The organism is Flavobacterium sp. (assembly GCF_965657075.1).
In the GTDB taxonomy this organism is placed as follows: Bacteria; Bacteroidota; Bacteroidia; order Flavobacteriales; family Flavobacteriaceae; genus Flavobacterium.
The window spans coordinates 118,978-145,675 of the sequence record NZ_CBFHMV010000003.1; the positions used below are offsets into that span (position 1 = coordinate 118,978).

The window sequence follows — 26,698 nt, forward strand, 5'->3', positions numbered from 1 at the left end:
TGAATAACGTTACAATAAATTAGGTTTTTATAAATTTTTGAGTTTTTTTATTCATACATAATTTGAAAGATATTTGGTTTTACTACATTTGCTTAAATTATATACAAATACTATGTCAGTCGCTAAAAAAGATTATAAAAGAATCACTACAAAATCATTAATTGAGATGAAGCAAAATGGAGAAAAAATCTCTATGTTAACAGCTTATGATTTTACAATGGCTAAAATTGTTGATTCTGCTGGTGTTGATGTTATTTTAGTTGGAGATTCAGCAAGTAATGTTATGGCTGGGCACGAAACTACTTTACCTATTACATTAGATCAAATGATATATCATGCTTCTGGTGTAGTAAGAGCAATTGAACGTGCTTTGGTTGTGGTAGATTTACCTTTCGGAAGCTATCAATCGGATCCAAAAGAAGCATTACGTTCTGCCATTCGAATCATGAAAGAAAGTGGTGGTCATGCGGTAAAACTTGAAGGCGGAAGCGAAATCAAAGACAGTATAAAACGCATATTGAATGCTGGAATTCCTGTAATGGGACATTTAGGACTTACTCCACAATCTATATATAAATTTGGGACTTACACTGTTAGAGCTAAAGAAGATGAAGAAGCTGATAAACTTATTGAAGATGCCAAAATGCTTGAAAGAATTGGTTGTTTTGCTTTAGTTTTAGAAAAAATCCCTGCTGCATTAGCCAAAAAAGTTGCTGAAAGTATATCGATTCCAGTAATTGGAATTGGTGCTGGAAGTGGTGTTGATGGTCAAGTATTAGTAATTCATGACATGTTAGGAATGAACAATGAATTTAACCCAAGATTTCTAAGACGTTATTTAGATTTATTTGATCAAATGACAAAAGCTATTGGACAATATGTTTCTGATGTAAAAGCTGTTGATTTTCCTAATGAAAATGAACAATACTAATTAGAAATTTTAGACATTTTAGACATTTTAGATATATTAGATTTTTTAGAAAAATAGTATTATGCATCAATTTAAAGAGTTAATAATTTGGCAAAAAAGCAGACTATTTTGTTCTGAAATATATTTGTCAACATCAAATTTCCCATCTGAAGAAAAATTTGGATTAACAAATCAATTGAGGAGAGCATCGGTATCAATACCTTCAAATATAGCTGAAGGTTCTTCTAGAAATTCAAATAAAGAATTTTCAAGATTTCTTGAAATTGCAATTGGCTCAGCTTATGAAATAGAAACTCAAATTTTAATTGCTACCGATTTAAATTTTATTACAATTGAAGAATCTGATAAATTATGTCTTCAATTAATTGAAATAGTAAAAATGATTTCTAAGTTTCGTTCAAGTCTAAAAATCCAAAATGTCTAAGATAATCTCTACGAGAGTCAACCTTCAAATTCTTCATGAAGACAACCATATTATTGTGATTAACAAACGTGTTGGTGATATTGTACAAGGTGATAAAACGGGTGACAAACCTTTATCGAAAGTAGTTAAAGAATATATCAAAGACAAATACAAAAAACCTGGCGAAGTGTACTTAGGTGTAATTCATCGTTTGGATAGACCAACCACCGGAATAGTTGTTTTTGCCAAAACATCAAAAGCTTTATCGCGTTTAAACGATGCTTTTAAAAACAGAGAAACCCAAAAAACATATTGGGCTGTTGTTAAAAATAGTCCTCCAAAAGAAAATGATACTTTAATTCATTATCTCAAACGAAATCCCAAGAACAACACTTCAAAAGCTCACACTAAAGAAGTTCCAGAAAGTAAAAAAGCTAGTCTAGATTACAAAATCATCAAAAAATTAGATAATTATTTTGGTCTAGAAATCAATCTTCATACGGGAAGACATCATCAAATTAGAGCTCAATTAGCAGCAATCGGTTGTCCAATAAAAGGCGATTTAAAATATGGTTTTGATCGAAGTAATCCTGATGGTGGAATTCATCTTCATGCTAGAAAATTAAGTTTTACACATCCTGTTACCAAAGAAGAACTTACAATTATTGCTCCTGTTCCCAACGATAGTATTTGGAAAGCTTTATGATTTAGGTTAAATAACCCTTTTTTTTATGAATAAAATTGATATTTTTGTATGTCGCAAAAAAAATAAATTTTACATACATGAGAAAAATAATTTTATTAACCGCAATCATTTCATTGCAGTTCGGATTTTCACAAGAACATTTTTCTGGAATCAATACTGCAAGAAGAGTCGGAATTTTAAATGCTAATTTCAATCCAGCTGAATTATCAAATCTTTCTAACAGTTTCGAAATCAATATTTTTACAACAAGTTTAAACATTTCAAACAATAAAATTAGTTTTCAAGATATCGTAAATTCAAATGATATTGAAGATTTAATTTTTAACGGTAATGAGCCTGTAAACATGCGTTTAGATTTACTTGTAAATGGACCAGGTTTTGCCTTTACTTCAAATAAATGGGCTTTTGGTGTTTATTCGAATGCTGTTGCAAAAGCAAATATTATTGATGTAGATGTTAACTTAGGAGATGCTCTAGTAAATTCAAACGCATTACTTTCAAGCACTTCAATTGGAAGTAAATTCAATCAAAAAATTAACGCGGCAAGTTGGGGCGAACTAGGATTTACTATAGCAAGAAATCTTTTTGAAGATGAAAAATATAAGTTTAATTTAGGTACAAATATTCGCTTACTGTTTCCAAGTTCTTATGCCAATTTAGGAGCTGATAAATTTTTTGGAACTATTCAAAATGTGGGCACACAAGTTAATTTAATAAATGCAAGCGCCAACGTTAACATTGCTTATTCGGGTCCAATTGCAAACGGTTTCACAGATGCTAACAACTTTAATGAATTTTTTAGTACTGGAATTAACGGCTATGCAGCTGATTTTGGTTTGAATTTTAAAATTAAAGATACTGATAAAAAGAATGACTATGTTTTTAATTCAGGTATTGCCATCAGAAATATAGGTTCTATGACTTTTAAAGCTGCTAATAATGTTTCTACGGATTATAACTTAAGTATTCAAGGCTCTCAAGCATTAGATTTGAATCAATTTCAGGATATTGATGATTTACAACAAATTGAAAACATTTTAATTGCTGAAAATGCTGCTGGTAACATTGATTTTATAAAAAATAATGAAAGTAAGGATTTCAAAATCAATCTTCCAACACTTTTTTCTGCTTACGCTGATCTAAGATTAGGAGGAAAATTCAGAATTAGTGCTTACACACAACAAAAAATTTCTGAAGACAGCGATAACGATTATACTACAACTCAAAACAGTATTACAATTACACCAAGATTTTCAAGTGAAGACTATGAATTTTATGTACCATTATCAAATAACGAAATTTCTGGATTTACTGGTGGTTTTGGAGTTCGATTAGGTGGATTCTTTATAGGTTCAGGCTCTATTTTAACAGCAGCATTAGACGATACAAAACAAGCAGATTTATATTTAGGTTTCAGAATAGGATTTTAATAAAATTATGGAAAACAAAACAAACGATTTAGATACTTTAGTCAACAAAGGTTATTTTTTAGATATTGGTAAAATATTAGATGTTAGCTTTTTAACATTTAAAAAATCCTTTTTATATTCCACTGTAGGTTTTGTCCTATTATGTATTATTTCTTTATTTATTTTTGGAGGAATATTTGGTTTGGCTTATGGTTTTACCAACTTTACTGAAACAATGTTACAGTTTGAAACCTTGTCAACTGAACCTGTATTTATGTTGGTTAATCTAATATTATCTAGCGTAATAAGTGCACTTTCAGCACCTATAGTTGCAGGATTCATACACATAAATCATTTAGCAAAAACTAATCAAGATTTAGGAATTAGTGTGTTTTTCGACTTTTACAAACCACCCTATTTTAAAAATTTATTTTTGAGTTATTTATTAATTGGATTCTTAAAATCAATAATAAATATAGTTTTAGTATCAACTGACTTAGCTATATTTGATATTGTTTTTCAAATAGTTATTGGCTTATTTTCAGTATTTACAATTCCTTTAATCATTTATAAAAACTTAAATTATATTGATGCTATTCGTATCGGAATTCAACTATTTTTAAAACAACCTTTTCACATATTGGTTGCCATGTTACTTGGAGTAATTTTTGCTATATTGGGACTATTAGGTTTATGTATTGGAATATTTTTTACTTTTTCATACATCTATTCCATAAACTATGCTATTTACCATGAAGCTGTTGGATTTGAAGAAAAATCAATTATAGACGAAATTGGAATTGAATAATTAATTTAAGCAATTAAAGTATGAAATGGGAAAGAAAAAAAAGTGACTCCTTTGAAGACCGAAGAACAATGTCTGGTGGTGGTAAAGCATTAGTAGGTGGTGGAATGATTGGTATTGTTATTTTATTACTTAATATTTTTGGCGGAGAAACTGGACAAACTATTGGTACTATTTTAGAACAAACTCAAGGTGCTCAAACAAAATCGCAAGCAACTTCAACAAGAGAACTTACATCAGCTGAAAAAGAATTAGGTGAATTCTCCGAAGCTGTATTTGTATATAATAATGAAACTTGGTCTAAAATATTTAAAGAAAGTAACATTGGAACCTACCAAGAGCCAGGAATGGTATTATTTTCAGATACTGTGGAAACTGCTTGTGGAGGAGCAACCGCTGCTTCAGGCCCTTTTTATTGTCCAGCTGATAGAAAAGTGTATATGGATTTAACATTTTTTGAAGAACTTCGCACAAGATTTGGAGCTAAAGGTGGTGATTTTGCCATTGCTTATGTAATTGCTCATGAAATAGGACACCACGTTCAAACTCTTTTAGGAACTTCACAAAAAGTCAGACAAGCACAACAAGGAAAAAGTCAAGCAGCAGCTAATAAGTACTCTGTTGCCTTAGAATTACAAGCTGATTTTTACGCTGGTCTTTGGGCTCATTACAATAAAAACCTATTAGAAGCTGGTGATATTGAAGAAGCTTTGAGTGCAGCTCATGCTGTTGGTGATGATGCCATTCAATCTAAAATGCAAGGTCATGTAAATCAAGAAACATTTACACATGGTTCTTCTGAACAACGAATGAAATGGTTTATGAAAGGTTATAATTCTGGTGATATAAATCAACATGATACCTTTAAAGAAATTCTTCAATAAAAACTAAAAAGAGTTACTAATTAAGTAGCTCTTTTTTTTATAATATTCTGAATAAAACAAGTATAAAATTCTCACATTCGTAAAACTTAAACCTTAAATTAAATTTTATAATTTGTTTGATTTCAATTTTAAAATCAATCCTTAATTTTGATTTCAATTTTTAAAAATTTGATTATGAAAGTCGGAATAGAAGCCCTACAATTTGATGTTCCCAAGATATATTTACCCATAGAAGTTTTAGCTCAAAATAGAAACATTGAACCTGAAAAACTAACCAAAGGTTTAGGACTTCAAAAAATGAGTTTCTTAGATGTTAATCAAGATATTATAACTTTAGGTTCTAATGCTTTTTATAAATTAATACAACAAGAAAATTTAAATCCTTCAGAAATTTCTCGAATTTATGTTGGAACAGAAAGTAGTGTTGATAATTCAAAACCTGTTGCATCCTATATTTTACAAGTAGTTGAACAAAAAGTTGGAGCAAATTCTTTCCAAAATTGTGATGTGGTTGATTTTACTTTCGCATGTATTGGAGCAGTTGATGCGTTACAAAATTGTGTGGATTATGTACGTTTAAATCCAACAAAAAAAGCTATTGTAATTTCAACAGACAATGCTAAATATGATTTAAATTCGACTGGTGAATATACACAAGGAGCTGGAGCAATTGCTATGTTGATAACTTCAAATCCAAGTATTATATCTTTTTCGTCTGAAACCGGAGTTTCAACAAGCGGTGTTTTTGATTTCTTTAAACCAAAAGTTACTATTGAGAAAACTGAAATTAACAACAACTCAAATAACGAAAATTGGTTCGGAATTTTAGAAACCGAAATTACAATTACCAAAGAACAGCCTGTTTTTGATGGACAATACTCAAATACTTGTTACATCAACAGGATTTCTGACGCTTACAAAAATTACAAAAAAGAAAGCGATCAAAAAGAAATAGTTTTTAATAATTGGGATTTAATTTTCATGCATCTACCCTACTGTTTTCAAGGAAGAAGAACTTTTATTGAAATTTTTGCTAATGAAAATTCTAGTCTATTAGAAGCACAAGAAGGAGAAAATATAAAAGATAAAATGCGTTCTTTAAGCAAATCGGAAGAGTATCTAAAACTCGTAAATCAAAAAATAAAACCAACTGAAATAGCATCAGGTGATGTTGGAAATATTTACACAGGTTCCATCTTTTTAGGATTTTTATCAGCTCTTTACTATAATTCAAAAGAAAATATTGCTCTAACCAATAAGAAAACTGGATTTATAGCATATGGAAGTGGTTCAAAATCAAAAGTTTTTGAAGGAATTGTGGAAGAAAACTGGCAGTCAAAAATTGAAAAAACCAAATTATTTGAAGTTTTAGAACAAAGAACAGCCATCGATTTCGAAACTTATGAAAAACTTCATAAAAAAGAATTAAAAACTGCTGTTTTAAATCCGACAAATGAATTCGTATTAGATTATATCGAAAAAGAAAATCCAGTTTTAAAAGGAGCTAGATATTATAAATTTGTAGAATAGGCTAGATTTGTTTAGGTTTACTTATATTTGTTATTCATTCAAAAATAAAAACCCTGAATAATTCATCATTAAAAATAGAGGCATTAGAATCCGATTATTTATTTATCAAAAAATCGAAATTACCCAATGCTGGTAAAGGTTTGTTTACTGGTATAGATATTTATAAACACGAAATTATTGCGGTTTTTGAAGGTGAAATCTTAACTGAAATGGAAGCCAAAAATCGTGTTGCGAACGGAAATGACAAATATTTTATCAATATGATTGATGGAACTATAATGGATTCAATGCTTGTTGAATGTTTTGCAAAATATGCCAATGATGCGGAAGCTTTTGAAATTTCAGAATTCAAAAATAATGCAAAAATTTCTTTAGATGATGAACATAATGTTTGTATTATAGCTACAAAAAACATTAAAACTCAAAATGAAATTTTTTGTGGTTATGGAAAAAGGTATTGGAAAAAGCATCTTTAGCCCCAAACTGTTTTTTATTCCATTTTTTTTTGTAATTTTGTTTAACTTTTTTAATTAAAAATCAAACAAATGACCGTTGTTTCTAAAAAAGACTTTACAGAAATTGAAATTGATAGAATTATAGAAATGGCTTGGGAAGACAGAACTCCTTTTGATGCCATAAAATTTCAGTTTGGTTTAAATGAAGCTGATGTTAAAGTTATAATGAAAAGAGAACTTAAATTCAGCAGTTACAAATTATGGCGAAAAAGAGTTGAAAACTGTAAAACTAAACATTTAGCTAAACGTGTAGAAGGCATTGATAGATTCAAATGCAAACTACAAAGAGCTATAACCAACAATAAAATTTCTAAACGATAAAATGAAAAATAAAATTCCTGATAACGTAGTATTTTCAGAAGAAGATGGATACAATGCGCATTCTCTATCGTATTCAACTAGTGTAGGTGCACCTGCAATTAAAATCGATAATATTGTTGATTGGAAAAATAAAGGAGTTAGAAATGTTAATAAAGAATTTGAAACCAAGTTCAATGAATTGAAGGTTCAATATGAAAAATTAATGCAGGAATATGAATGGAATGAAATTGTTTACAATGCCAAATTTTCATTTGAACCAGTAATTGGTGAAACATATCATTTATATTTAGGAAAAGATGGTTCTAACTTTCTATCTTTAATTCATCCAAATAATTGGAATAAAGAACATATTGGTTCCTTCATTTTAAACAGCAACAAAAAATGGATTCATCTTGACTCAAAACAAGAGGAATTTTTTGAATAATTTATATTTGCCTCTAGTTTATACTAGAGGCCTTTTTTTATCCCAACCACCCATCTCTATCCAAACTTCTATATTGAATGGCTTCTGCAATATGATTGGAATTCACATTTTCTGATGCTTCTAAATCTGCAATGGTTCTAGCAACTTTTAAAATTCTATCATAAGCTCTAGCGGATAAATTTAATCGTTCCATAGCTGTTTTTAGCATTTGTAATGATGATTCATTTAATTCACAATATTGTCTTATTTGTTTACTGCTCATTTGCGCATTATAATGTAAGTTTTCAAAATTTTCAAATCGCAATGATTGAATTTCTCTAGCTTTTGTAACTCGTTTTCGAATTTCAACACTAGATTCAGCTTTTCTAGTTTCTGTTAGTTTTTCAAATGGAACTGGTGTAACTTCAATGTGAATATCTATTCTATCCAATAAAGGTCCAGAAATCTTACTCAAATAACGTTGCATTTCCATTGGGGATGAAGTAACAGGTGCATCAGGATCATTAAAATAACCCCCTGGACTTGGATTCATACTTGCTACCAACATAAAAGAAGAAGGATAAGTAATCGTAAATTTGGCTCTAGAAATTGTAACTTCTCTATCTTCTAGAGGTTGTCGCATTACTTCTAAAACTTCTCGTTTAAATTCAGGTAATTCATCTAAAAATAAAACTCCATTGTGAGCTAAAGAAATCTCTCCTGGTTGAGGATAACTTCCACCACCTACAAGGGAAACACTCGATGCTGTGTGATGTGGACTTCTAAAAGGTCTTTGTGCCATTAAACCAACTTCCTTTGTTTTTCCAGCAACCGAATGAATTTTTGTGGTTTCCAAAGCTTCTTTCATAGTCATTGGTGGCAAAATACTTGGCAAACGTTTGGCTAACATAGTTTTTCCTGAACCAGGTGGTCCAATTAAAATAATATTATGTCCACCAGCAGCGGCAATTTCCATGCAACGTTTAATGGATTCTTGTCCCTTTACATCAGAAAAATCAAATTCTGGAAATTCTAATGTTTTGGAAAATTCTTCTTTAGTATCAATTATTGTAGGTTCAATAGTTCCTCTTCCTTCAAAAAAATCTATAATTTGCAACACATTTTCAATTCCATAAACATCCAAACCTTCCACAATTGCTGCTTCTTTTACATTCTGAATCGGTAAAAACAAACCTTTAAAACCCTCTTCTTTCGCTTTAATAGCAATGGATAAAGCCCCTTTTATAGGTTGCAATCCACCATCAAGAGATAATTCTCCCATAATGACATATTCCGATAAGCTTTCAGCTTTAATTTGGTAAGATGCAACTAAAATTCCAACAGCTAAGGTTAAATCATAAGCAGAACCTTCTTTACGCAAATCGGCTGGAGCCATATTTATCGTAATCTTTTTTCCGGGAAGTTCGTAGTTATTATTTTTGAGTGCAGCAGCAATTCGATAACTGCTTTCTTTAATCGCAGAATCTGGTAATCCTACTAAATGGTATCCAATTCCTTTGTCAATGTTTACCTCTACGGTAATGGTTGTGGCTTCAACGCCAAAGACGGCGCTTCCAAAGACTTTTACTAACATGGCTTATACTTTTAATTTTAAATGGCTTATACAGATGCAAATATCTAAAAAATAAATTAAAATATCCAAATTTTTTTTGACTCTATTTAATATAAGAAAAAGCATTTGGTTAAATTTCCTTACCTTTGTAAAATTAATATTTGAAATAAGATTGGATTTAATTCTATTCTAAACTTCAATTCTGAAGTTGTACTTATTTCTTCTTTTGCAACATTTTGCATCTTAAACCACTTTGGAAAATCCATATCGGTTAACATCATTAAAACTTATTAAATTCAAATGGAATTTAAAATCATAACTCCAGAAACTGGAGAAAATAAAACATATTCACATTCAACAATTGCAAATTTTCTATTTACACATTTAGAACAATATGGTGACAAAACAGAAGACATATTAAAATGTATTGATTATGCTATGAATCCTGAAAAAGGTGGAACAATAATTGTTGGTTTAGACGAAGAAAAAATTTTTGGAGTTGTCATTTTAAACAATACTGGAATGAGTGGATTTATTCCTGAAAATATCTTGGTATATATTGCAGTAGATAACAGCCAACGTGGAAAAGGGTTTGGTAAAAAATTAATGCAAAAAGCCATTGATACTGCTAATGGTAGTATAGCATTACATGTTGAACCTGATAATCCTGCAAAAATATTATATGAAAAATTAGGGTTTACCAATAAATATTTAGAAATGCGTTTAACGAAATAAAAAATGGCAATTATAAAGTTATATCGCGAAAAATTAAAAGAAAATTACACTTTTCTGGATACGCTATTTAAAGAAAGAAATATCGAATGGGGTATTGTAACCAAATTGCTTTGCGGAAATACAATTTACATAAAAGAACTCATCAATCTAGGTGTTAAAGAAATGCATGATTCGAGAATTAGTAATTTGAAGAAAATCAAAAAACTAAATTCTGAAATCCAAACGGTCTACATCAAACCACCTTCCAAATTGAATATTGAAAAAATTGTAAAATATGCTGATGTAAGTTTTAATACCGAAATTTATACCATTAAACTTTTATCTGAAGAAGCTAAAAAGCAAAACAAAACTCATAAAATAATCATCATGATTGAAATGGGTGATTTGCGTGAAGGTGTTTTGGGAGAAGAACTAATGTCATTTTATGAAAAAGTATTCAGTTTACCCAATATTGAAATTAGAGGAATTGGTACTAATTTAAACTGTTTAAGTGGTGTAATGCCAACCCAAGATAAATTAATCCAATTGAGTTTATACAAACAGTTAATTGAAGCTAAATTCAACGTAAAAATTCCATGGGTTTCTGGTGGAACTTCAGTGGCTGTTCCGCTAATGTTGAAAAATGCTCGACCAATGGCTGTGAATCATTTTCGTGTGGGTGAAGCTATTTTCTTTGGAAAAGATTTATTTACTGGAGAAACTATGACAGGAATGCATAATGATGTATTTAAATTATATGCAGAAATCATTGAAATTACTGAAAAACCAAATAATCCAATTGGAGAATTAGGAGAAAATGTAGCTGGAAATACTTATGAATTAGATGAAAACACAGATTTAAGTGAAACTTCATTACGTGCCATTTTAGATTTTGGTTTACTAGACATGCAACCTCAATACTTAGCACCTACTGACGCTTCTATAACTATAATTGATTCAAGTTCAGATATGACTGTAATTGATATTAGCAACTCTAAAAACAAGTATAAAGTGGGCGATTTGGTTTCGTTTAATCTTCAATATATGGGTGCTTTGTATCTTTTAAATTCTGATTATATTGAAAAAAGAGTGGAATAAAAAATCCCAATCAAACTAATGACTGGGATTTTTTAGATTCTGAATTACCGAAATAAATTCAACACAAGCAAATTCAGAATGACAATAAATAATTACTTTTTAAAAGCTTTCAAACCTTTATCCAACCAAGCTTGATATTCTTCTACATCTGGAGTATATCCTACGGGTTTGTTTAAATCTTTACCATTATCATCTAAAATGATATAATAAGGTTGTGCATTATTTTTGTATCTAGTTATCTGATAATCACTCCATTTATTTCCTACAGAAACTATTTCTTTTCCAGTTTCTTTAGAAACATATTGCTCTTCTTTGGGTAATTCTTCTTTAGCATCAACATACAATGAAATCAACACAAAATCATCTTTTAATATTGGTAAGATTTGTGGTTTAGACCAAACGAAGTCTTCCATTTTTCTACAATTTACACAAGCATAACCCGTAAAATCTAATAGAATTGGTTTTCCAACCTCTTTTGCGTAAGCTAAACCTTTTTCGTAATCATGAAAAGCTACAATTCCATGAGGACCTTTATGTGCATGTTCTGGTAAAGCTACCATTGTTCCTAAATTGCCATCATTTTTATAACCAACTCCATTTGGACTTTCACTATACGTCATTGGTGGTGGAAAACCTGAAATTAATTTTAAAGGTGCTCCCCAAAGTCCTGGAATTAAATATAAAGTAAACATAGAAACTAAAATTGCCATGTATAATCTTCCAACGGATAAGTAGGAAATTGGACTATCGTGTGGCAACATTAATTTTCCAAACAAATACATTGCCCAAGCTCCAAAAATCACAATCCATATGATTAAGAATAATTCTCTTTCTAACCAATGTCCTTGTACTACTAAGTCTGCATTAGATAAGAATTTGAAAGCCAAAGCTAATTCTAAAAATCCTAATGAAACTTTGACCGTATTTAACCAACCACCAGATTTTGGCAAAGAATTCATCCAACCTGGAAACATGGCAAATAACATAAAAGGTAACGCTAAAGCTAAAGAAAAACCAACCATTCCAACAATTGGAGCTAATCCACCTTTTGAAGCTGCTTCTACTAATAAAGTTCCAACAATTGGACCTGTACAAGAAAAGGAAACTATTGCTAAAGCTAAAGCCATGAATAAGATTCCGATAAATCCACCTCTATCAGCTTGTTTGTCAACTTTATTTGCCCATGAATTTGGTAATAAAATTTCAAAAGCTCCTAAGAATGATGTTGCGAAGAAAACCAATAACAAAAAGAAAATCACATTAAACCAAACGTTTGTAGATAAAGCATTTAAAGCATCAGCACCAAAAATTCCAGTAACTAATGAGCCTAATAAAACATAGATTAAAATGATTGAAATTCCATACAAAATAGCGTTTCTTTTTCCTTCAGCTTTAGTTTTACTTTGTTTAGTAAAAAAACTCACTGTCATTGGAATCATTGGAAATACACAAGGCGTTAATAGTGCTGCAAATCCTCCTAAAAATGCTAGTATAAAAATACCCCAAAGACTCTTTTCTTCTTCAACTGGTTCGTCTGCAATTATAGTTTTTGTAGAAGAATCTTCGTTAGAAATTGAAGCGTTTTCAATTGAATTTGTTGGTGAATCTATATTATTTGAAACTGTTTCTGTTGAAACAATTGCTTCTTTTGGTGTTTCTTCAACAACTTCTTCTACTTTAGTTGCAACTTTAATCTCAGGAAGTTTAAAAGTAAAATTATCGTCTTCTTGAACACATTTACCTTCAATACAAGCTTGACCTTCTACCGCTACTTTAATTTCCTTAAGATTTGGATTTGTTACTTTAATTAACTGAACAAATTGTGCTTTTTTAGAGAAAAAATACTCATCAATTTCGAAGGTTTCGTTGTATTCTTTTTTATATGCTCCTTCCTTTGTTTTTCCAACTAATTTGTATTTTTTGCCACTTTCTTTAAAAGTAAAAACCAATGGTTGAGCTCCTCCATCAGGTGTAAACTGCGAATATAAATGCCAATTATCTTCAATCGTTGCATCCATGATCAACTCAAATTCAGTGTCTGATTTTTGTACTAATTTTGATTTCCATTTTACTGGATCAGATAGCTGTGCATTTCCTGTAAAAGTAACCAATAGTACTAAACTTAAAAGTATTTTCTTCATGCTTTTGTTTCGAATTTTATAATTTTTTTTGTTGTTTGTTTTGCTATAAATCGTTGGTCTGCTCTATGATTAATGATCCATACAATTTCGTTATTAGAACACAATAACCATTGGTTTTTTTTATCAATTAATGAGAATTTTTCATCTTTAAAATACTTACTCACTTTCTTTTTTCCATTCATTCCAGAAGGATAAAAAACATCACCTTCGCGCCATTTTCGTATCTCCAATGGAAATGAAATTTTTTCTTCGTCAACAAATATAACAGTATTTAAAACATTTGAAATGTTATCTACCCTACTTATTTTAAAATTTAAGGGAATCTTAACTTCTAAAGTTTCTCTTTCAATTGCATACGAATTACAGTTAGAAGCATCATTTTGTTGTGTCACTATCAAAAATTGTCTGTCTTTCAATAGACTATAATTTTCTGAAAATATTTGTTTCCCTGATTGTGCATTAACTAATTTATAAATGTCATCCCAAGCAGAAAATCCTAAAGGTTTTAACCATTGAAAAAGATATGCTTTATAATTATTGAGTTGTTTTAATGCAGAAATATTAATTTTCTTTTGATGCTCTTCTTCTTGAACTGCTTTTCTGTAAACAATTCGAGATGCATCATCTACCAAAGTTTGGCTTTGCTTTAAATTATTCAACGTATTTTGAAAGGAATGCATAAAACTCGGATTCAATTCTTTTAAAATTGGAACCACATCATGACGCAATTTGTTTCGTAAATATTTATTAGAAGCATTGCTCGAATCTTCATGCCATTGAATATTATTTTCTTTGGCAAAAATCTCAATTTCTTCTCTTGAAAATTTCAATAATGGTCGAATTACATTTTCATTCTTCTCTGGAATTCCCGTCAAACCTTCTAAACCTGTTCCTCTAGTTAAATTAATTAAAAACGTTTCAATTTCGTCATCCAAATGATGAGCTGTTAAAACATAATCTAATTTTTGTTCCGATAAAAGTTCAGAAAACCAATTATAACGCAACTTTCGAGCCGCTAATTGAATGGAAAGTTTATAATCGGCAGCGAATTGCTTGGTATCAAATTTCTGAATGTAATTCGGAATTTTTAATGCTTCACAAGTAGTTCTAACAAAATCTTCATCTGCATCACTTTCAGCATCACGCAAACTAAAATTACAATGAGCAACAGTTATATCAAACTCAAGTATATGAAACAAATGCAACAAAACCATACTATCAATGCCACCACTAATGGCTAAAAGAAGTTTTTTGTCTTTTAGGTAGGGAAAGTGATTTTGAATGTGAAATTGCAGTATTGAAAGCATTATTTAGTTTTTAGTTATCAGGGATAAGGGATAAGGGATTAGGGATTAGGGATTAGTTTTTGGATAATTTATTAATTAGCGAATTTAACATTTTTTCAACTTCTATGGACAATTCATTTATTTCTTTACAATTATCTATAGAAATAAAACTTAAATTAACTGCAATCTCAATTTGAGTTTGACATTCAAATAAAGAACCTCTAGCCATTTGTAAAAATCTACTGTAATCCTTTCTGTAATTTCTTCCATAACCCTCTACAATGTTTGAGGGAATAGAAATTGCACTTCTTTTAATTTGTGATGTCAGTCCAAACTTTTCATTTTCTGGAAATTCAGAAGTTAAAGAATAAACCAAAGTAACTAAATTCATTGATTTCTGCCAAACTATTAAATCTCTGTAACTTTTCATATTATAATTTATTACTTTTTACTTATCCCTTTTCCCTATTGTCTTATTACTTTCTCTCCTTTCCCTTATACTTCTTAACTTCCCCCCTTTTACTTAAATTACTTGTTCAAAACTTCAAACATAGCTTTTGCTTTTAGTAAACATTCTTCATATTCATTTTCTGGAATGGATTGTGATGTTATAGCACTTCCGACAGAAAAAGATAAATATTGATTGGTTGAATTGTATAAAATACTTCTGATTACAACGTTAAAATCAAAATCTCCATTTGGAGTGAAATAACCAACTGCTCCACTATATAAGCCACGTTTGGTTTCTTCCAATTCTTCAATTATTTTCATAGCAGAAATTTTTGGTGCTCCTGTCATGCTTCCCATTGGAAAAGTCGATTTTATAATTTGAATGGGTGAAGTTGTATTTTCTACTTCAGAAACAACCGTAGAAATCATTTGATGCACTTGTTTAAATGTGTAAATTTGACATAATTCTTCCACTTGAATGCTTCCTTTAGTTGCTGTGTGCGATAAATCATTACGAACCAAATCAACTATCATTATATTTTCTGATCGCTCTTTAGCATCTTTTGATAGGTTCAATTTAAGTTCTTCATCTAATTCCAAATCAAAACTACGTTTTGCGGTTCCTTTGATGGGTTGAGAGATGATTTTTGTATCGATTTTCTTTAAATACCTTTCTGGTGAAGCTGAAATTAAAAAATTATCCTTGTTCTTAAAATAAACTGCAAAAGGTGGCTCGGAAATCGCATTTAAGCTTTCATAAATTTGTGAAGGGTTAATTTGTGCATCTTTAGCATAAAATTCCATACAAAAATTAGCTTCATAAATATCTCCACGATGAATGTGTTCTAACATTTTAGAGACTTTTTCTAAATATTTTTCTTTAGAAATTCGTTGGTTGATTTCAGGTAATTCGTAATCCGTAATTTCTGATTCGTAATTTGTAATTTCATCAAAATCATCTTCAACTTCATCATCACACATATTGAGATATTGAATTTCTAATGTGTTATCTTTAATTAAAAACAGTTTCTTGGGTTGAAAAAAGTATAAATCTGGAAATTGCAATCCATCAAAATTTTGGGATTTTAAATCTTCAATATCGTTTTTTAAATCATAAGACAAATAGCCAAAAAGCCAATCTTTTGTGTGTGATTGGTATTGATATAAATCTTCAAAAGCTTTCGCAAAATCGGTTTTTATAGCTGTAAAAGCTTCAACTGCCACTACCAAGTCATAACTAGAATATTTTGAATTTGAATTATAAGCAACATTAGAATCTAAAAAAATAACTTCTCTAAACTGTTGTGTCCAGTTCAAAATATTCTTTTTGAAGGTTGAAATATCCTCAATTTGTTTAATAATAGATGTTCTCAAGTGATTTTATTTGAAGTCCAAAAATACGATTTTCAAAACAAATATTTAATATCTTTGAATTATTAACCAATAAAACAAACTAATTATGAAAATTGCAATTTTAATTGTGCGCATTTTACTTGGAGCATTGATGGTCTTTGCTTCTGTAGCCTATTTCTTTGATTTAGTAGAAGCAGAAGCTCCAACAGGAGACATGTTAACCTTCATGACAGGAATTATGGCTTCTAAATATTTATTGCCTTTAGCAAAAACTATTGAGCTAATAGCAGGTTTAAGTTTACTAAGTGGTAAGTTTATGAAAGTAACTTTACTTGCTTTATTACCAATATCTGTAAATATTTTCTTAATTCATACAGTAACTCAGGTTTCTGAAGTTCCAGTAGCTATTTTTGTTCTTGGAGCTAATTTATTTTTAATTTATGCTCATTGGGATTCTTACAAAGATTTATTTAAAGCAAATTAATATGCAATAGAAAATCCCAAATTCCTAACTTAATATTTTGGAATTTGGGATTTTTAATATTAAAATTTTATGCTAAACGTGTAATGCTCTATTATCTGTCACTGCTAATGCTGCTTCTTTTATAGCTTCTGCAAACGTTGGGTGTGCGTGACTCATACGAGAAATGTCTTCTGCACTTGCTCTAAATTCCATTGCTGTTACTGCTTCTGCAATTAAATCTGCACAACGAGCTCCAATCATGTGAACTCCTAATACTTCATCTGTTTTAGCATCTGCTAAGATTTTTACAAATCCATCAATATCTCCACCAGCTCTAGCTCTACCTAATGCTTTGAAAGGAAAACTTCCTGCTTTGTAGGCAACACCAGCTTCTTTTAATTGTTCTTCTGTTTTTCCAACAGCAGCAACTTCTGGCCATGTGTAAACAACACCTGGAATTAAATTATAGTCAATATGTGGTTTTTGTCCAGCTAAGATTTCCGCAACCATAGTTCCTTCTTCTTCCGCTTTGTGTGCCAACATTGCTCCACGAACTACGTCACCAATAGCATAAATATTAGAAACATTTGTTTGTAAATGATCGTTTACTTCAACCATTCCTCTGTCTGAAATTTTAACTCCAGCTTTATCTGCTTCTAATCCTGCAGTATATGGTCGACGACCAACAGAAACTAAAGCATAATCACCTTCCAAAGAAATAATTTCTCCTTTAGCATTTTCTGCTTTTACTGTGACTTCATTTTCTTTTCTTTCAACCGATTGAACTTTATGAGAAACGTAGAATTTCATTCCTTGTTTCTTTAATACTTTGGTTAATTCTTTTGATAAAGAACTATCCATTCCTGGAATAATTCTATCCATATATTCTACCACAGAAACCTGTGCTCCTAATCTTAAATACACTTGACCTAATTCAATTCCGATAACTCCACCACCAATAATAACAAGGTGTTTAGGAACTTCTGGTAATTTCAAAGCTTCTGTCGAAGTAATAATTCTCTCTTTATCTAAAGTAATAAATGGTAAATTAGATGGTTTTGAACCTGTTGCAATAATGATATTTTTACCTTCAATAATTTCAGATGAACCATCATTTTTAGTAACTTTTACATGAGTAGCATCTTCAAAAGAACCCAATCCTTCAAAAACAGTAATTTTATTTTTATCCATCAAGAATTTAACTCCCCCTGATGTTTGATCTACCACAGCTTGTTTTCTGTCAATCATTTTTTGAAGATTCACTTTTACTTCACCTGAAACTTCAATTCCGTGATCTGCAAAGTGTTTCATTTCATCATAATGGTGAGAAGAAGCTAACATGGCTTTTGAAGGAATACATCCTACATTTAAACATGTACCTCCTAAGGTTGAATATTTCTCAATGATTGCGGTTTTTAATCCCAATTGTGCACAACGAATGGCTGAAACATATCCACCAGGACCAGAACCTATAATTACTACATCAAACTGACTCATATTTTTATAATTTGTGTGTTATTTAATTTGTTAGGCAAAATTAAGATTTTTGTAGGGAATATTATAAATTTTATTAAATAATTATAGTTTTAAGAATTACATAGTAAAAACTGTAGTGTTCTTAACTTCACCAATCATAAAAACACTGTGGGTGCTTCCAATATGTTGAAGGGTTGTTAGTTTGGTCAACATAAATTCTCGATAAGCTTCCATATCTTTTACATAAATTTTTATGAAATAATCATAATCACCACTCACATGATAACATTCAAGAACTTCTTCTAACTTGACAACTTCTTTCTCAAAAGTAGTAACACTATCCACATTGTGTTGCACCAACTTAATTTGACAAATGACCATAAAACCTTTATCGATTTTCTTTTTGTCAAGTAATGTAACATATTTTGAAATTACACCTTCTCTTTCCAATTTTTTGATTCTTTCATAAACAGCCGTTACTGAAAGATTTAATTTTGAAGATAATTCTTTGGTTGTTTTTTTGGCGTCTTGTTGAAGAAATTCAAGTAACTTTTTATCTATTGCATCCATTTTTTTGAGCTTAGCTTAATAAGTTTCAAAAATACTATAAAATTTATAATATTGCAATTTATACTGTTTTAAAATCTACTTAAAACAAAAATAACAGTATAAAAATCTAAATATTTAAACATCTATTGATTTTTTAATTATAATTCATGAATTTTGAACATTATCAAATCATAAACAACAAACAATAAACTTTATAAAAAATGAGCAAATTTAATCCAGCTGACAATATTCAAGATTTACAATATTTTGGTGAATTTGGTGGAGTAAATCCATCTATATCTGATTCTTCAACTTATACATTCCTATCAGCAAAAACCATGTTTGACACTTTTGAAGGAAATGCTGAAGGTTGTTATTTGTATTCTCGACATTCCTCACCCAGCAATTTATATCTTGACAAAGCTTTAGCAGCAATGGAAGGAACAGAATCTGCCAATGTAGCAGCTTCTGGAATGGGTGCTATAACTCCTACTCTATTGCAATTATGTGGAAACGGTGATCATGTAGTTTCAAGTCGAACAATTTATGGTGGAACTTATGCGTTTTTGAAAAATTTTGCTCCAAGAATGGGCGTTCAAACATCTTTCGTAGATATTACAAAATTAGATGTTGTGGAAGCTGCTATTACACCAAACACAAAAGTTTTATATTGTGAAACTGTAAGTAATCCTTTATTGGAAGTTGCAGATTTAGCTAGTCTTTCAAAAATAGCTAAAAAACATAATCTTAAATTGGTTGTAGATAATACATTTTCTCCTCTTTCGGTTTCACCAATTAAATTAGGAGCTGATATTGTAATCCACTCTTTAACAAAATACATCAACGGAAGTAGTGATACAGTTGGTGGTGTAGTTTGTGCTTCTCAAGAATTTATTAATGATTTAAAGAATGTAAATTCAGGTGCTAGTATGCTTTTAGGCCCAACAATGGATAGTATGCGTTCGGCTTCAGTAATGAAAAACCTAAGAACATTACACTTAAGAATAAAACAACATAGTTATAATGCCACATTTTTAGCTGATAAATTTGAAAAAGACGGTTTAAAAACAGTTTATCCAGGATTAAAAAGTCACCCAAGTCATGAAGTTTATAAAAACATGATTAATCCAGAATATGGTTTTGGAGGGATGATGACTATTGATGTAGGTTCGTTAGACAAAGCCAATGCTTTAATGGAATTGATGCAAGAAAGAAATTTAGGATATTTAGCTGTAAGTTTAGGATTTTATAAAACTTTATTTAGTGCTCCCGGAACATCAACTTCATCAGAAATTCCATTAGAAGAACAAGCTGAAATGGGCTTAACAGATGGCTTAATTCGTTTTTCAATTGGTTTAGACAACAACATTGAAAGAACTTATGAAATGATGAAATCTTGTATGAAAGAACTTGAAATCTTATAAAATAAATTATGAAAAATTTAATATCCGTTTATTTCATTGAAAAATGAATTAAGCGGATTTTTTTTATCTTTGAAAAAAAAGAAAATGAAAAAGTTGTTATTTTTTGTTCTAATTGTATCACAAAATCTTTTTTCTCAAACAGATTCAAGAGTTTATGAAATAATTAATAATGTATCCTCAGAAAGAATTAAATCTGACATAATCACTTTAGCTAATTTTGGCACAAGAAACACTTTTAGCGATACTCTATCTGATACTAGGGGAATTGGTGCTGCCAGAAGATGGATAAAATCTGAATTCGAAAAAATTTCTAAAGAATGTAAAAGTTGTTTGGAAGTTACTTACCAAAAAGATTACGTTACTACAAATGATGGAGAACGAGTGCCAAAAGACACATGGATTGTAAATGTAGTTGCTATTCAAAAAGGAACAAAATATCCCAACCGATACATTATAATGACAGGTGATATTGATAGTAGAAACTCTGATACGATGGATTTTACAACGGATGCTCCTGGCGCAAATGATAACGCATCAGGAATGGCAGGAACTATCGAAGCGGCTAGGGTTTTATCAAAATATAAATTTGAAAATAGCATTATTTATTTAGGTCTTTCTGGAGAAGAACAAGGCTTATTTGGAGGAAAAGGTTTTGCTAATTATGCCAAAAATAAGGGCTGGGAAATTATTGGCGTTTTAAATAACGATATGATTGGAAATATAGAAGGTGTAGATGGTGTCATTGACAACAGAACTTTTAGAATTTTTTCTGAACCAACTCCTGCAAATGAATCCGAAAGAACAAGAAATCTCAGACGTTTTTATGGTGGTGAAGTCGATGGAAATTCTAGACAATTGGCAAGATTTATTGAAAAAACAACCAAAACATATATGCCTGAAATGAATCCAATGTTGGTTTACCGATTGGATAGATTTGGTCGTGGTGGACATCACAGACCTTTCAATGATTTAGGCTTTGCAGGTGTTCGAATTATGGAAGCTCATGAAAACTATAACAGACAACATCAAAACATTAGAGAAGAAAATGGTATAAAATATGGAGATGTTGTTGAAGGTGTTAATTTTGAATACACTAAAAAACTTACTAGTGTGAATGCCATTACTTTAGCTAGTTTGGCATGGGCTCCTCCTGCTCCAACAAATGTTGAAATTGGCGGAATTGTTGAACCAAGTGTAAAATTAAAATGGGATGTAGTTGCTGATGAAAAAATAGCTGGATACAAAATATATTGGCGTTTAACAACTTCTCCTCAGTGGGAATCAAGCAAGTTTGTTGGAAAAGTAAACGAATATACATTGGAAGGAATTGTTATTGATAATTACTATTTCGGTGTAGCTTCAGTTGATAAAGAAGGTCATGAAAGCACAGTAGTTTTTCCTTCAGATGTGATTAAAACTACTTTCAAAAGAAAATAAATAAATACAGACAAACAATACGTCTATAAATCAAATCATTAAATACTAAAGTCCGTTGGAGCATTCCTTAAGCGGATTTTTTTTTATATATTGCGTCTTAAAAATTAAAATATGGATAACAAAATCAACAATAATAAGGAGTTAAATATAGGAGAAGCTTTAGTACCTGTAATTTTTTTAATGTTTTTATTGGCTTACAATATATTTTATGCTGATGGCGCTATGTTAGGCGATTATTCTAATCAAATCATTTTATTGTTGTCAGGTGGTGTTGCACTTATTATGGGCCTTTTTAATAAAGTTTCAATAAAAACAATGATTCAAGAAATTTGGATTAATATTAAAAGTGTATTTATTCCAATCATGATTCTGCTGCTTGTTGGTGCTTTAGCTGGTACTTGGCTAGTAAGCGGAATTATTCCAGCAATGGTTTATTACGGTTTACAAGTTCTTAGTCCTTCAATTTTTTTACCAGCGTCAGTAATTATTGCATCAATAATATCCATTGCAACTGGTAGCTCATGGACAACTTCGGCAACTGTTGGTATCGCTTTAGTAGGTATTGGAACCGCCTTAGGAATTCCAGCAGGAATGATTGCTGGAGCTGTAATTTCTGGTGCTTATTTTGGAGATAAAATGTCTCCTTTAAGTGATACCACAAATTTGGCACCTGCAATGGCTGGAACCGATTTGTTCACACATATTAAATACATGACATTTACAACAGTACCAACGTATTTGATAACTTTAACTGTATTTACAATTTTAAGTTTAACTATTGATACAACAGGTACTACTGATATAAATGGCATTTTAGAAACCATTAAAAACACCTTCAATATCAATATCTATTTATTTATTGTGCCATTATTAGTTGTTGCACTAATTCTACTTAAAACAAAACCTCTAATTGCATTATCAACTGGAGTAGTTATTGCGGCACTTTTTGCTATTTATTTCCAACCTCAAATCCTTGAAACCATTGGAAATTCAACCGTTACATCATTATCTAATTCTATTTTTACTGAAACATCTATAGTTACTGATAATACACAATTAAATGATTTATTTAGTTCTAAAGGAATGATTGGTATGCTTTGGACAATATTATTAATCCTATCAGCAATGGTTTTTGGTGGTATCATGGATGCTATTGGCGCTTTAGCGAGAATAACAGCTGTTTTATTATCTTTTGCATCTTCAGTTTTTGGATTATTCGCAAGTACAGTAATCAGTTGCTTAGGATTAAACATCATTGCATCTGATCAATATTTAGCATTAGTAATTCCAGGTAAAATGTTTAAAAAAGCTTACGAAGAAAAAGGATTAGCACCTGAAAACTTAAGTAGAACCTTAGAAGATTCTGGAACAGTTACCTCAGTTTTAATTCCATGGAACACTTGTGGTGCTTATCAAAGTGGTGTTTTAGGTGTTGGGGTTGGTGACTATTTCATTTATGCCATTTTTAACTGGTTAAGTCCAATCATGACATTAATTTTTGCAGCGTTTAATATTAAGATAAGACAATTAGCTTCAACTATCAAAAAATAGGTTTTCCATAACAAAAATCTATATTAAAATAAAAAATAACCATTACTTAATTCAAGTAGTGGTTTTTTTATTTGTATTTTTGATAACATCTTAAACTAATTAATAGAGTATTAATAATAAAAACATATAATAACTAACAAATATTAAAATTATGGAGCATTCTAACAGCATTGGCAAATGTCCTTTTCATCAAATTGAAGATAATGTGAAGCCAAAAACCACAAACGAATTTTGGTGGCCAGAAAACTTAAATTTAGACATACTTCACCAACATGACTCAAAAACTAATCCTTTAGGTGAAAATTTTAATTATGCAGAAGAATTCAAAAAATTAGATTTAGATGCCTTAAAAAATGATTTAAAAAATTTAATGACGGATAGTCAAGATTGGTGGCCTGCAGATTGGGGGCATTATGGAGGATTAATGATAAGATTAGCTTGGCATGCTGCAGGAACTTACAGAGTTTCTGATGGTCGTGGTGGAAGTAACACAGGAAATCAAAGATTTGCTCCATTAAACAGTTGGCCTGATAATGGAAATTTAGATAAAGGTAGAAGATTACTTTGGCCAATCAAGAAAAAATACGGTAATAAAATTTCTTGGGCTGATTTAATGATTTTAGCAGGAAATATGGCTTATGAATCTATGGGTTTCAAAACCTTTGGATTTGCTGGTGGTCGTCAAGATATTTGGCATCCAGAAAAAGACATTTATTGGGGTTCTGAAAAAGAATGGTTAGCTCCTACAAAAAACAGGTATTCAGATGTTGAAAATAGAGAAACCCTAGACATGCCTCTTGCAGCCGTACATATGGGATTAATTTATGTAAATCCTGAAGGTGTTGATGGAAATCCTGATCCCTTGAAAACGGCAATGGATGTTCGTACAACATTTAAGCGTATGGCTATGAATGATGAGGAAACAGTTGCCTTAACTGCTGGTGGACATACTGTAGGTAAAGCTCATGGAAATGGTGATGCCTCAAAATTAGGAAGAGAACCTGAAGCTGGCGAAATTGAAAACCAAGGTTTTGGTTGGATGAATCCAAAAGGAAATGGAAATGCTGCAGATACTGTTACTAGTGGTTTAGAAGGTGCATGGACTACAGAACCTACACGATGGGATAACGGTTACTTTCATCTTCTAATGAAATATGATTGGGAATTAAAGAAAAGTCCAGCAGGGGCTTGGCAATGGGAACCAATAAATATTGAAGAAGAAGATAAGCCAATAGATGCTTTTGATCCTACAAAAAGAAACAATCCAATCATGACAGATGCGGATATGGCTATGAAAATGGATCCAGAATACCGTAAAATATCAGAACGTTTTCACAAAGATCAAGCTTATTTTGAAGATGTATTCGCAAGAGCCTGGTTCAAATTAACGCATCGTGATTTAGGTCCAAAAGAAAGATATATTGGTGCCGACGTTCCAAAAGAAGACCTAATATGGCAAGACCCAATTCCAAAAGTAGACTATACTTTATCGGATGCGGAAGTTGAAGAACTAAAAGCTAAATTGTTAAATAGTGGTTTGTCAAGTGCTGAATTAATTAACACCGCTTGGGATAGTGCAAGAACTTTTAGAGGTTCTGATTATAGAGGTGGGGCAAATGGTGCGAGAATTAGATTAGCTCCTCAAAAAGATTGGATAGGTAATGAACCTGAAAGACTACAAAAAGTTTTGAATAAGCTTACTGAAATTCAATCTGGTTTTACTAAAAAAGTTAGTATTGCCGATTTGATTGTTTTGGGTGGAACTGCAGCAGTTGAAAAGGCAGCTCATAATGCAGGTGTAAATGTAAAAGCTCCTTTTCTTGCCGGAAGAGGTGATGCTACAGCAGAAATGACAGATGCTGAATCTTTTTCAGATTTAGAGCCAACAAATGATGCTTTTAGAAACTTCATGAAAAAAGAATATGCTGTGAAACCAGAAGAGTTAATGCTTGATAAAGCACAACTTTTAGGATTAACTGCTCCAGAAATGACCGTTTTATTAGGTGGAATGCGTGTTTTAGGAACAAATTATGGAGGAACAAATCATGGCGTTTTTACTGATAAAGTCGGAACACTAACAAATGATTTCTTTGTAAACCTAACTGATATGAACAACAGTTGGATTCCTACAGGTCAAAATTCATATAACATTAACGATAGAAAAACCGGCCAAACAAAATGGACTGCTACTCGTGTGGATTTAGTTTTTGGATCAAATTCAATTCTTAGATCTTATGCAGAGGTTTATGCTCAAGACGATTCTAAAGAAAAATTTGTTCATGATTTTATAAAGGTATGGACTAAAATTATGAATGCTGATAGATTTTAAGTTAATCATTCATAAATATATTTTACAAAAAATTAAACCATCTGAAAAGGTGGTTTTTTTATTATATCTATAATTTAAATTCTATAAAATTACCATATACATAATTAAATTGCTAATTTTTTGTAGGAATTATATGTATAATTATTATCTATATCATAATAAGAAGAAATCATTATTACGCTATTGATTCGTGGCTTTAAGTTGTAATTTTGTGATAGAAATTTAAATACAAATCATAAAATTAAAAGCAATGGCATTAGTCGGAAAAAAATTCCCTAACATTACAGTAGACGCTATCTCTCACATGGGTGATAACTTAAGAATTAACGTTTTAGATGAAGCAGTAAACAACAAAAAGAAAGTACTTTTATTTTGGTACCCAAAAGATTTTACTTTCGTTTGTCCAACTGAACTTCACGCTTTTCAAACTGCATTAGGAGAATTTGAAAAAAGAAACACAATGGTAATCGGTGCTTCATGCGATACTAACGAAGTACATTTTGCATGGTTAAACACTGCAAAAGACAATGGTGGAATCGAAGGTGTAACTTACCCACTTATCGCTGATACAACTCGTAACTTAGCTGCTAACTTAGACATTTTAGATGCTGAATGGGTATTTGACGAAGAATTAAATGACGAAATCTTAGAAGGTTCAAACGTTACTTTCCGTGCAACTTATTTAATTGACGAAGAAGGAAAAATATTCCACGAAAGTGTAAACGATATGCCATTAGGTAGAAATGTAAACGAATATCTACGTTTAGTTGACGCTTACACTCACGTTCAAACGAAAGGTGAAGTTTGTCCAGCTAACTGGGAAGAAGGAAAAGAAGCAATGAATGCTGACAGATTAAGTACAGCAGCTTATTTAAGCCAAAACTAATAAACAAACACCCAAATATTTAAATTCCAAATTCCAATAAAATAGCTTTAGAATTTGGTTT

Annotated in this window: 25 protein-coding genes; 18 read left to right on the forward strand and 7 right to left on the reverse strand. The window is 30.8% G+C overall.

The genetic code is table 11. The annotated features are described in order from the left end of the window. The first annotated feature begins 112 nt into the window (after positions 1–112). From panB to ACTF56_RS03540, 10 genes are all read left to right on the forward strand, one after another. Positions 113–931: a 3-methyl-2-oxobutanoate hydroxymethyltransferase gene (gene panB / locus ACTF56_RS03495; protein ID WP_438965525.1), complete on the forward strand. Its 819-nt coding sequence runs from the start codon at positions 113–115 to the stop codon at positions 929–931. 61 nt (positions 932–992) lie between these two features. Then, positions 993–1,355, forward strand: a complete 363-nt coding sequence (locus tag ACTF56_RS03500; RefSeq protein ID WP_438965526.1) for a four helix bundle protein — start codon at positions 993–995, stop codon at positions 1,353–1,355. After that, on the forward strand, positions 1,348–2,040 hold the full coding sequence (locus tag ACTF56_RS03505; RefSeq protein WP_438965527.1) for an RluA family pseudouridine synthase: 693 nt from the start codon (positions 1,348–1,350) through the stop codon (positions 2,038–2,040). Before ACTF56_RS03500 ends, ACTF56_RS03505 begins: the two co-directional genes overlap by 8 nt. Before the next feature lie 77 nt (positions 2,041–2,117). After that, positions 2,118–3,470: a hypothetical protein gene (locus ACTF56_RS03510; protein WP_438965528.1), complete on the forward strand. Its 1,353-nt coding sequence runs from the start codon at positions 2,118–2,120 to the stop codon at positions 3,468–3,470. A 7-nt stretch (positions 3,471–3,477) separates the two neighbouring features. Further along, positions 3,478–4,257 carry a hypothetical protein gene (locus ACTF56_RS03515; RefSeq protein WP_438965529.1) on the forward strand — a complete coding sequence of 260 codons (780 nt, stop codon included), beginning with the start codon at positions 3,478–3,480 and terminating at the stop codon, positions 4,255–4,257. A 20-nt stretch (positions 4,258–4,277) separates the two neighbouring features. After that, complete coding sequence (gene ypfJ / locus ACTF56_RS03520) at positions 4,278–5,138, forward strand: KPN_02809 family neutral zinc metallopeptidase (RefSeq protein WP_438965530.1); 861 nt, start codon at positions 4,278–4,280, stop codon at positions 5,136–5,138. A 174-nt stretch (positions 5,139–5,312) separates the two neighbouring features. Continuing rightward, entirely contained in the window at positions 5,313–6,668 is a 1,356-nt protein-coding gene (locus ACTF56_RS03525) for a hydroxymethylglutaryl-CoA synthase family protein (protein WP_438965531.1), read from the forward strand. 140 nt (positions 6,669–6,808) lie between these two features. Further along, on the forward strand, positions 6,809–7,144 hold the full coding sequence (locus tag ACTF56_RS03530; RefSeq protein ID WP_438965532.1) for an SET domain-containing protein-lysine N-methyltransferase: 336 nt from the start codon (positions 6,809–6,811) through the stop codon (positions 7,142–7,144). Positions 7,145–7,213: 69 nt separating this feature from the next. Then, positions 7,214–7,504 (forward strand): TIGR03643 family protein, encoded by a 291-nt coding sequence (locus ACTF56_RS03535; RefSeq protein WP_438965533.1) that lies wholly within the window; start codon positions 7,214–7,216, stop codon positions 7,502–7,504. Between the two features lies 1 nt (position 7,505). Next, positions 7,506–7,928: a DUF2452 domain-containing protein gene (locus tag ACTF56_RS03540; RefSeq protein ID WP_438965534.1), complete on the forward strand. Its 423-nt coding sequence runs from the start codon at positions 7,506–7,508 to the stop codon at positions 7,926–7,928. Positions 7,929–7,965: 37 nt separating this feature from the next. Here ACTF56_RS03540 and ACTF56_RS03545 read toward each other — a convergent pair whose 3' ends face one another. Continuing rightward, entirely contained in the window at positions 7,966–9,501 is a 1,536-nt protein-coding gene (locus tag ACTF56_RS03545; protein WP_438965535.1) for a YifB family Mg chelatase-like AAA ATPase, read from the reverse strand. Positions 9,502–9,780: 279 nt separating this feature from the next. Here ACTF56_RS03545 and ACTF56_RS03550 point away from each other — a divergent pair, with 279 nt between their 5' ends. Continuing rightward, entirely contained in the window at positions 9,781–10,215 is a 435-nt protein-coding gene (locus tag ACTF56_RS03550) for a GNAT family N-acetyltransferase (protein WP_438965536.1), read from the forward strand. 3 nt (positions 10,216–10,218) lie between these two features. Next, positions 10,219–11,292 carry an alanine/ornithine racemase family PLP-dependent enzyme gene (locus ACTF56_RS03555; protein WP_438965537.1) on the forward strand — a complete coding sequence of 358 codons (1,074 nt, stop codon included), beginning with the start codon at positions 10,219–10,221 and terminating at the stop codon, positions 11,290–11,292. 92 nt (positions 11,293–11,384) lie between these two features. Here ACTF56_RS03555 and ACTF56_RS03560 read toward each other — a convergent pair whose 3' ends face one another. The 4 genes from ACTF56_RS03560 to ACTF56_RS03575 all read right to left on the reverse strand — a co-directional run bounded on the left by ACTF56_RS03560 (position 11,385) and on the right by ACTF56_RS03575 (position 16,543). Further along, positions 11,385–13,433, reverse strand: a complete 2,049-nt coding sequence (locus tag ACTF56_RS03560; RefSeq protein ID WP_438965538.1) for a protein-disulfide reductase DsbD family protein — start codon at positions 13,431–13,433, stop codon at positions 11,385–11,387. After that, positions 13,430–14,740 carry a tRNA lysidine(34) synthetase TilS gene (gene tilS, locus ACTF56_RS03565; RefSeq protein ID WP_438965539.1) on the reverse strand — a complete coding sequence of 437 codons (1,311 nt, stop codon included), beginning with the start codon at positions 14,738–14,740 and terminating at the stop codon, positions 13,430–13,432. The genes ACTF56_RS03560 and tilS overlap by 4 nt, the downstream gene beginning before the upstream one ends. Before the next feature lie 52 nt (positions 14,741–14,792). Next, a complete protein-coding gene (locus ACTF56_RS03570) occupies positions 14,793–15,149 on the reverse strand; it encodes a four helix bundle protein (protein WP_438965540.1) in 357 nt (118 codons plus the stop codon). 98 nt (positions 15,150–15,247) lie between these two features. Continuing rightward, on the reverse strand, positions 15,248–16,543 hold the full coding sequence (locus tag ACTF56_RS03575; RefSeq protein ID WP_438965541.1) for an anthranilate synthase component I family protein: 1,296 nt from the start codon (positions 16,541–16,543) through the stop codon (positions 15,248–15,250). 85 nt (positions 16,544–16,628) lie between these two features. On the opposite strand from ACTF56_RS03575, the gene ACTF56_RS03580 reads away from it, so the two are divergent. Then, complete coding sequence (locus ACTF56_RS03580) at positions 16,629–17,006, forward strand: DoxX family membrane protein (RefSeq protein ID WP_438965542.1); 378 nt, start codon at positions 16,629–16,631, stop codon at positions 17,004–17,006. Between the two features lie 72 nt (positions 17,007–17,078). Here the strand turns inward: ACTF56_RS03580 and lpdA are convergent, their stop codons facing one another. Both lpdA and ACTF56_RS03590 read right to left on the reverse strand, forming a co-directional pair. Further along, complete coding sequence (lpdA, locus tag ACTF56_RS03585; RefSeq protein WP_438965543.1) at positions 17,079–18,482, reverse strand: dihydrolipoyl dehydrogenase; 1,404 nt, start codon at positions 18,480–18,482, stop codon at positions 17,079–17,081. A 96-nt stretch (positions 18,483–18,578) separates the two neighbouring features. After that, the gene (locus tag ACTF56_RS03590) at positions 18,579–19,031 is read right to left on the reverse strand and encodes an Lrp/AsnC family transcriptional regulator (protein WP_438965544.1); all 453 of its coding nucleotides are present in this window, start codon (positions 19,029–19,031) and stop codon (positions 18,579–18,581) included. A gap of 200 nt (positions 19,032–19,231) precedes the next feature. Here ACTF56_RS03590 and ACTF56_RS03595 point away from each other — a divergent pair, with 200 nt between their 5' ends. The 5 genes from ACTF56_RS03595 to ACTF56_RS03615 all read left to right on the forward strand — a co-directional run bounded on the left by ACTF56_RS03595 (position 19,232) and on the right by ACTF56_RS03615 (position 26,637). After that, a complete protein-coding gene (locus tag ACTF56_RS03595) occupies positions 19,232–20,434 on the forward strand; it encodes an aminotransferase class I/II-fold pyridoxal phosphate-dependent enzyme (RefSeq protein ID WP_438965545.1) in 1,203 nt (400 codons plus the stop codon). A gap of 84 nt (positions 20,435–20,518) precedes the next feature. Beyond that, positions 20,519–21,871 (forward strand): M28 family peptidase, encoded by a 1,353-nt coding sequence (locus ACTF56_RS03600; RefSeq protein WP_438965546.1) that lies wholly within the window; start codon positions 20,519–20,521, stop codon positions 21,869–21,871. Positions 21,872–21,982: 111 nt separating this feature from the next. Next, complete coding sequence (gene nhaC, locus ACTF56_RS03605; protein WP_438965547.1) at positions 21,983–23,422, forward strand: Na+/H+ antiporter NhaC; 1,440 nt, start codon at positions 21,983–21,985, stop codon at positions 23,420–23,422. Positions 23,423–23,573: 151 nt separating this feature from the next. Continuing rightward, positions 23,574–25,751 carry a catalase/peroxidase HPI gene (gene katG, locus ACTF56_RS03610; protein WP_438965548.1) on the forward strand — a complete coding sequence of 726 codons (2,178 nt, stop codon included), beginning with the start codon at positions 23,574–23,576 and terminating at the stop codon, positions 25,749–25,751. A 250-nt stretch (positions 25,752–26,001) separates the two neighbouring features. After that, positions 26,002–26,637, forward strand: a complete 636-nt coding sequence (locus tag ACTF56_RS03615; RefSeq protein WP_438965549.1) for a peroxiredoxin — start codon at positions 26,002–26,004, stop codon at positions 26,635–26,637. Positions 26,638–26,698: the final 61 nt, after the last annotated feature.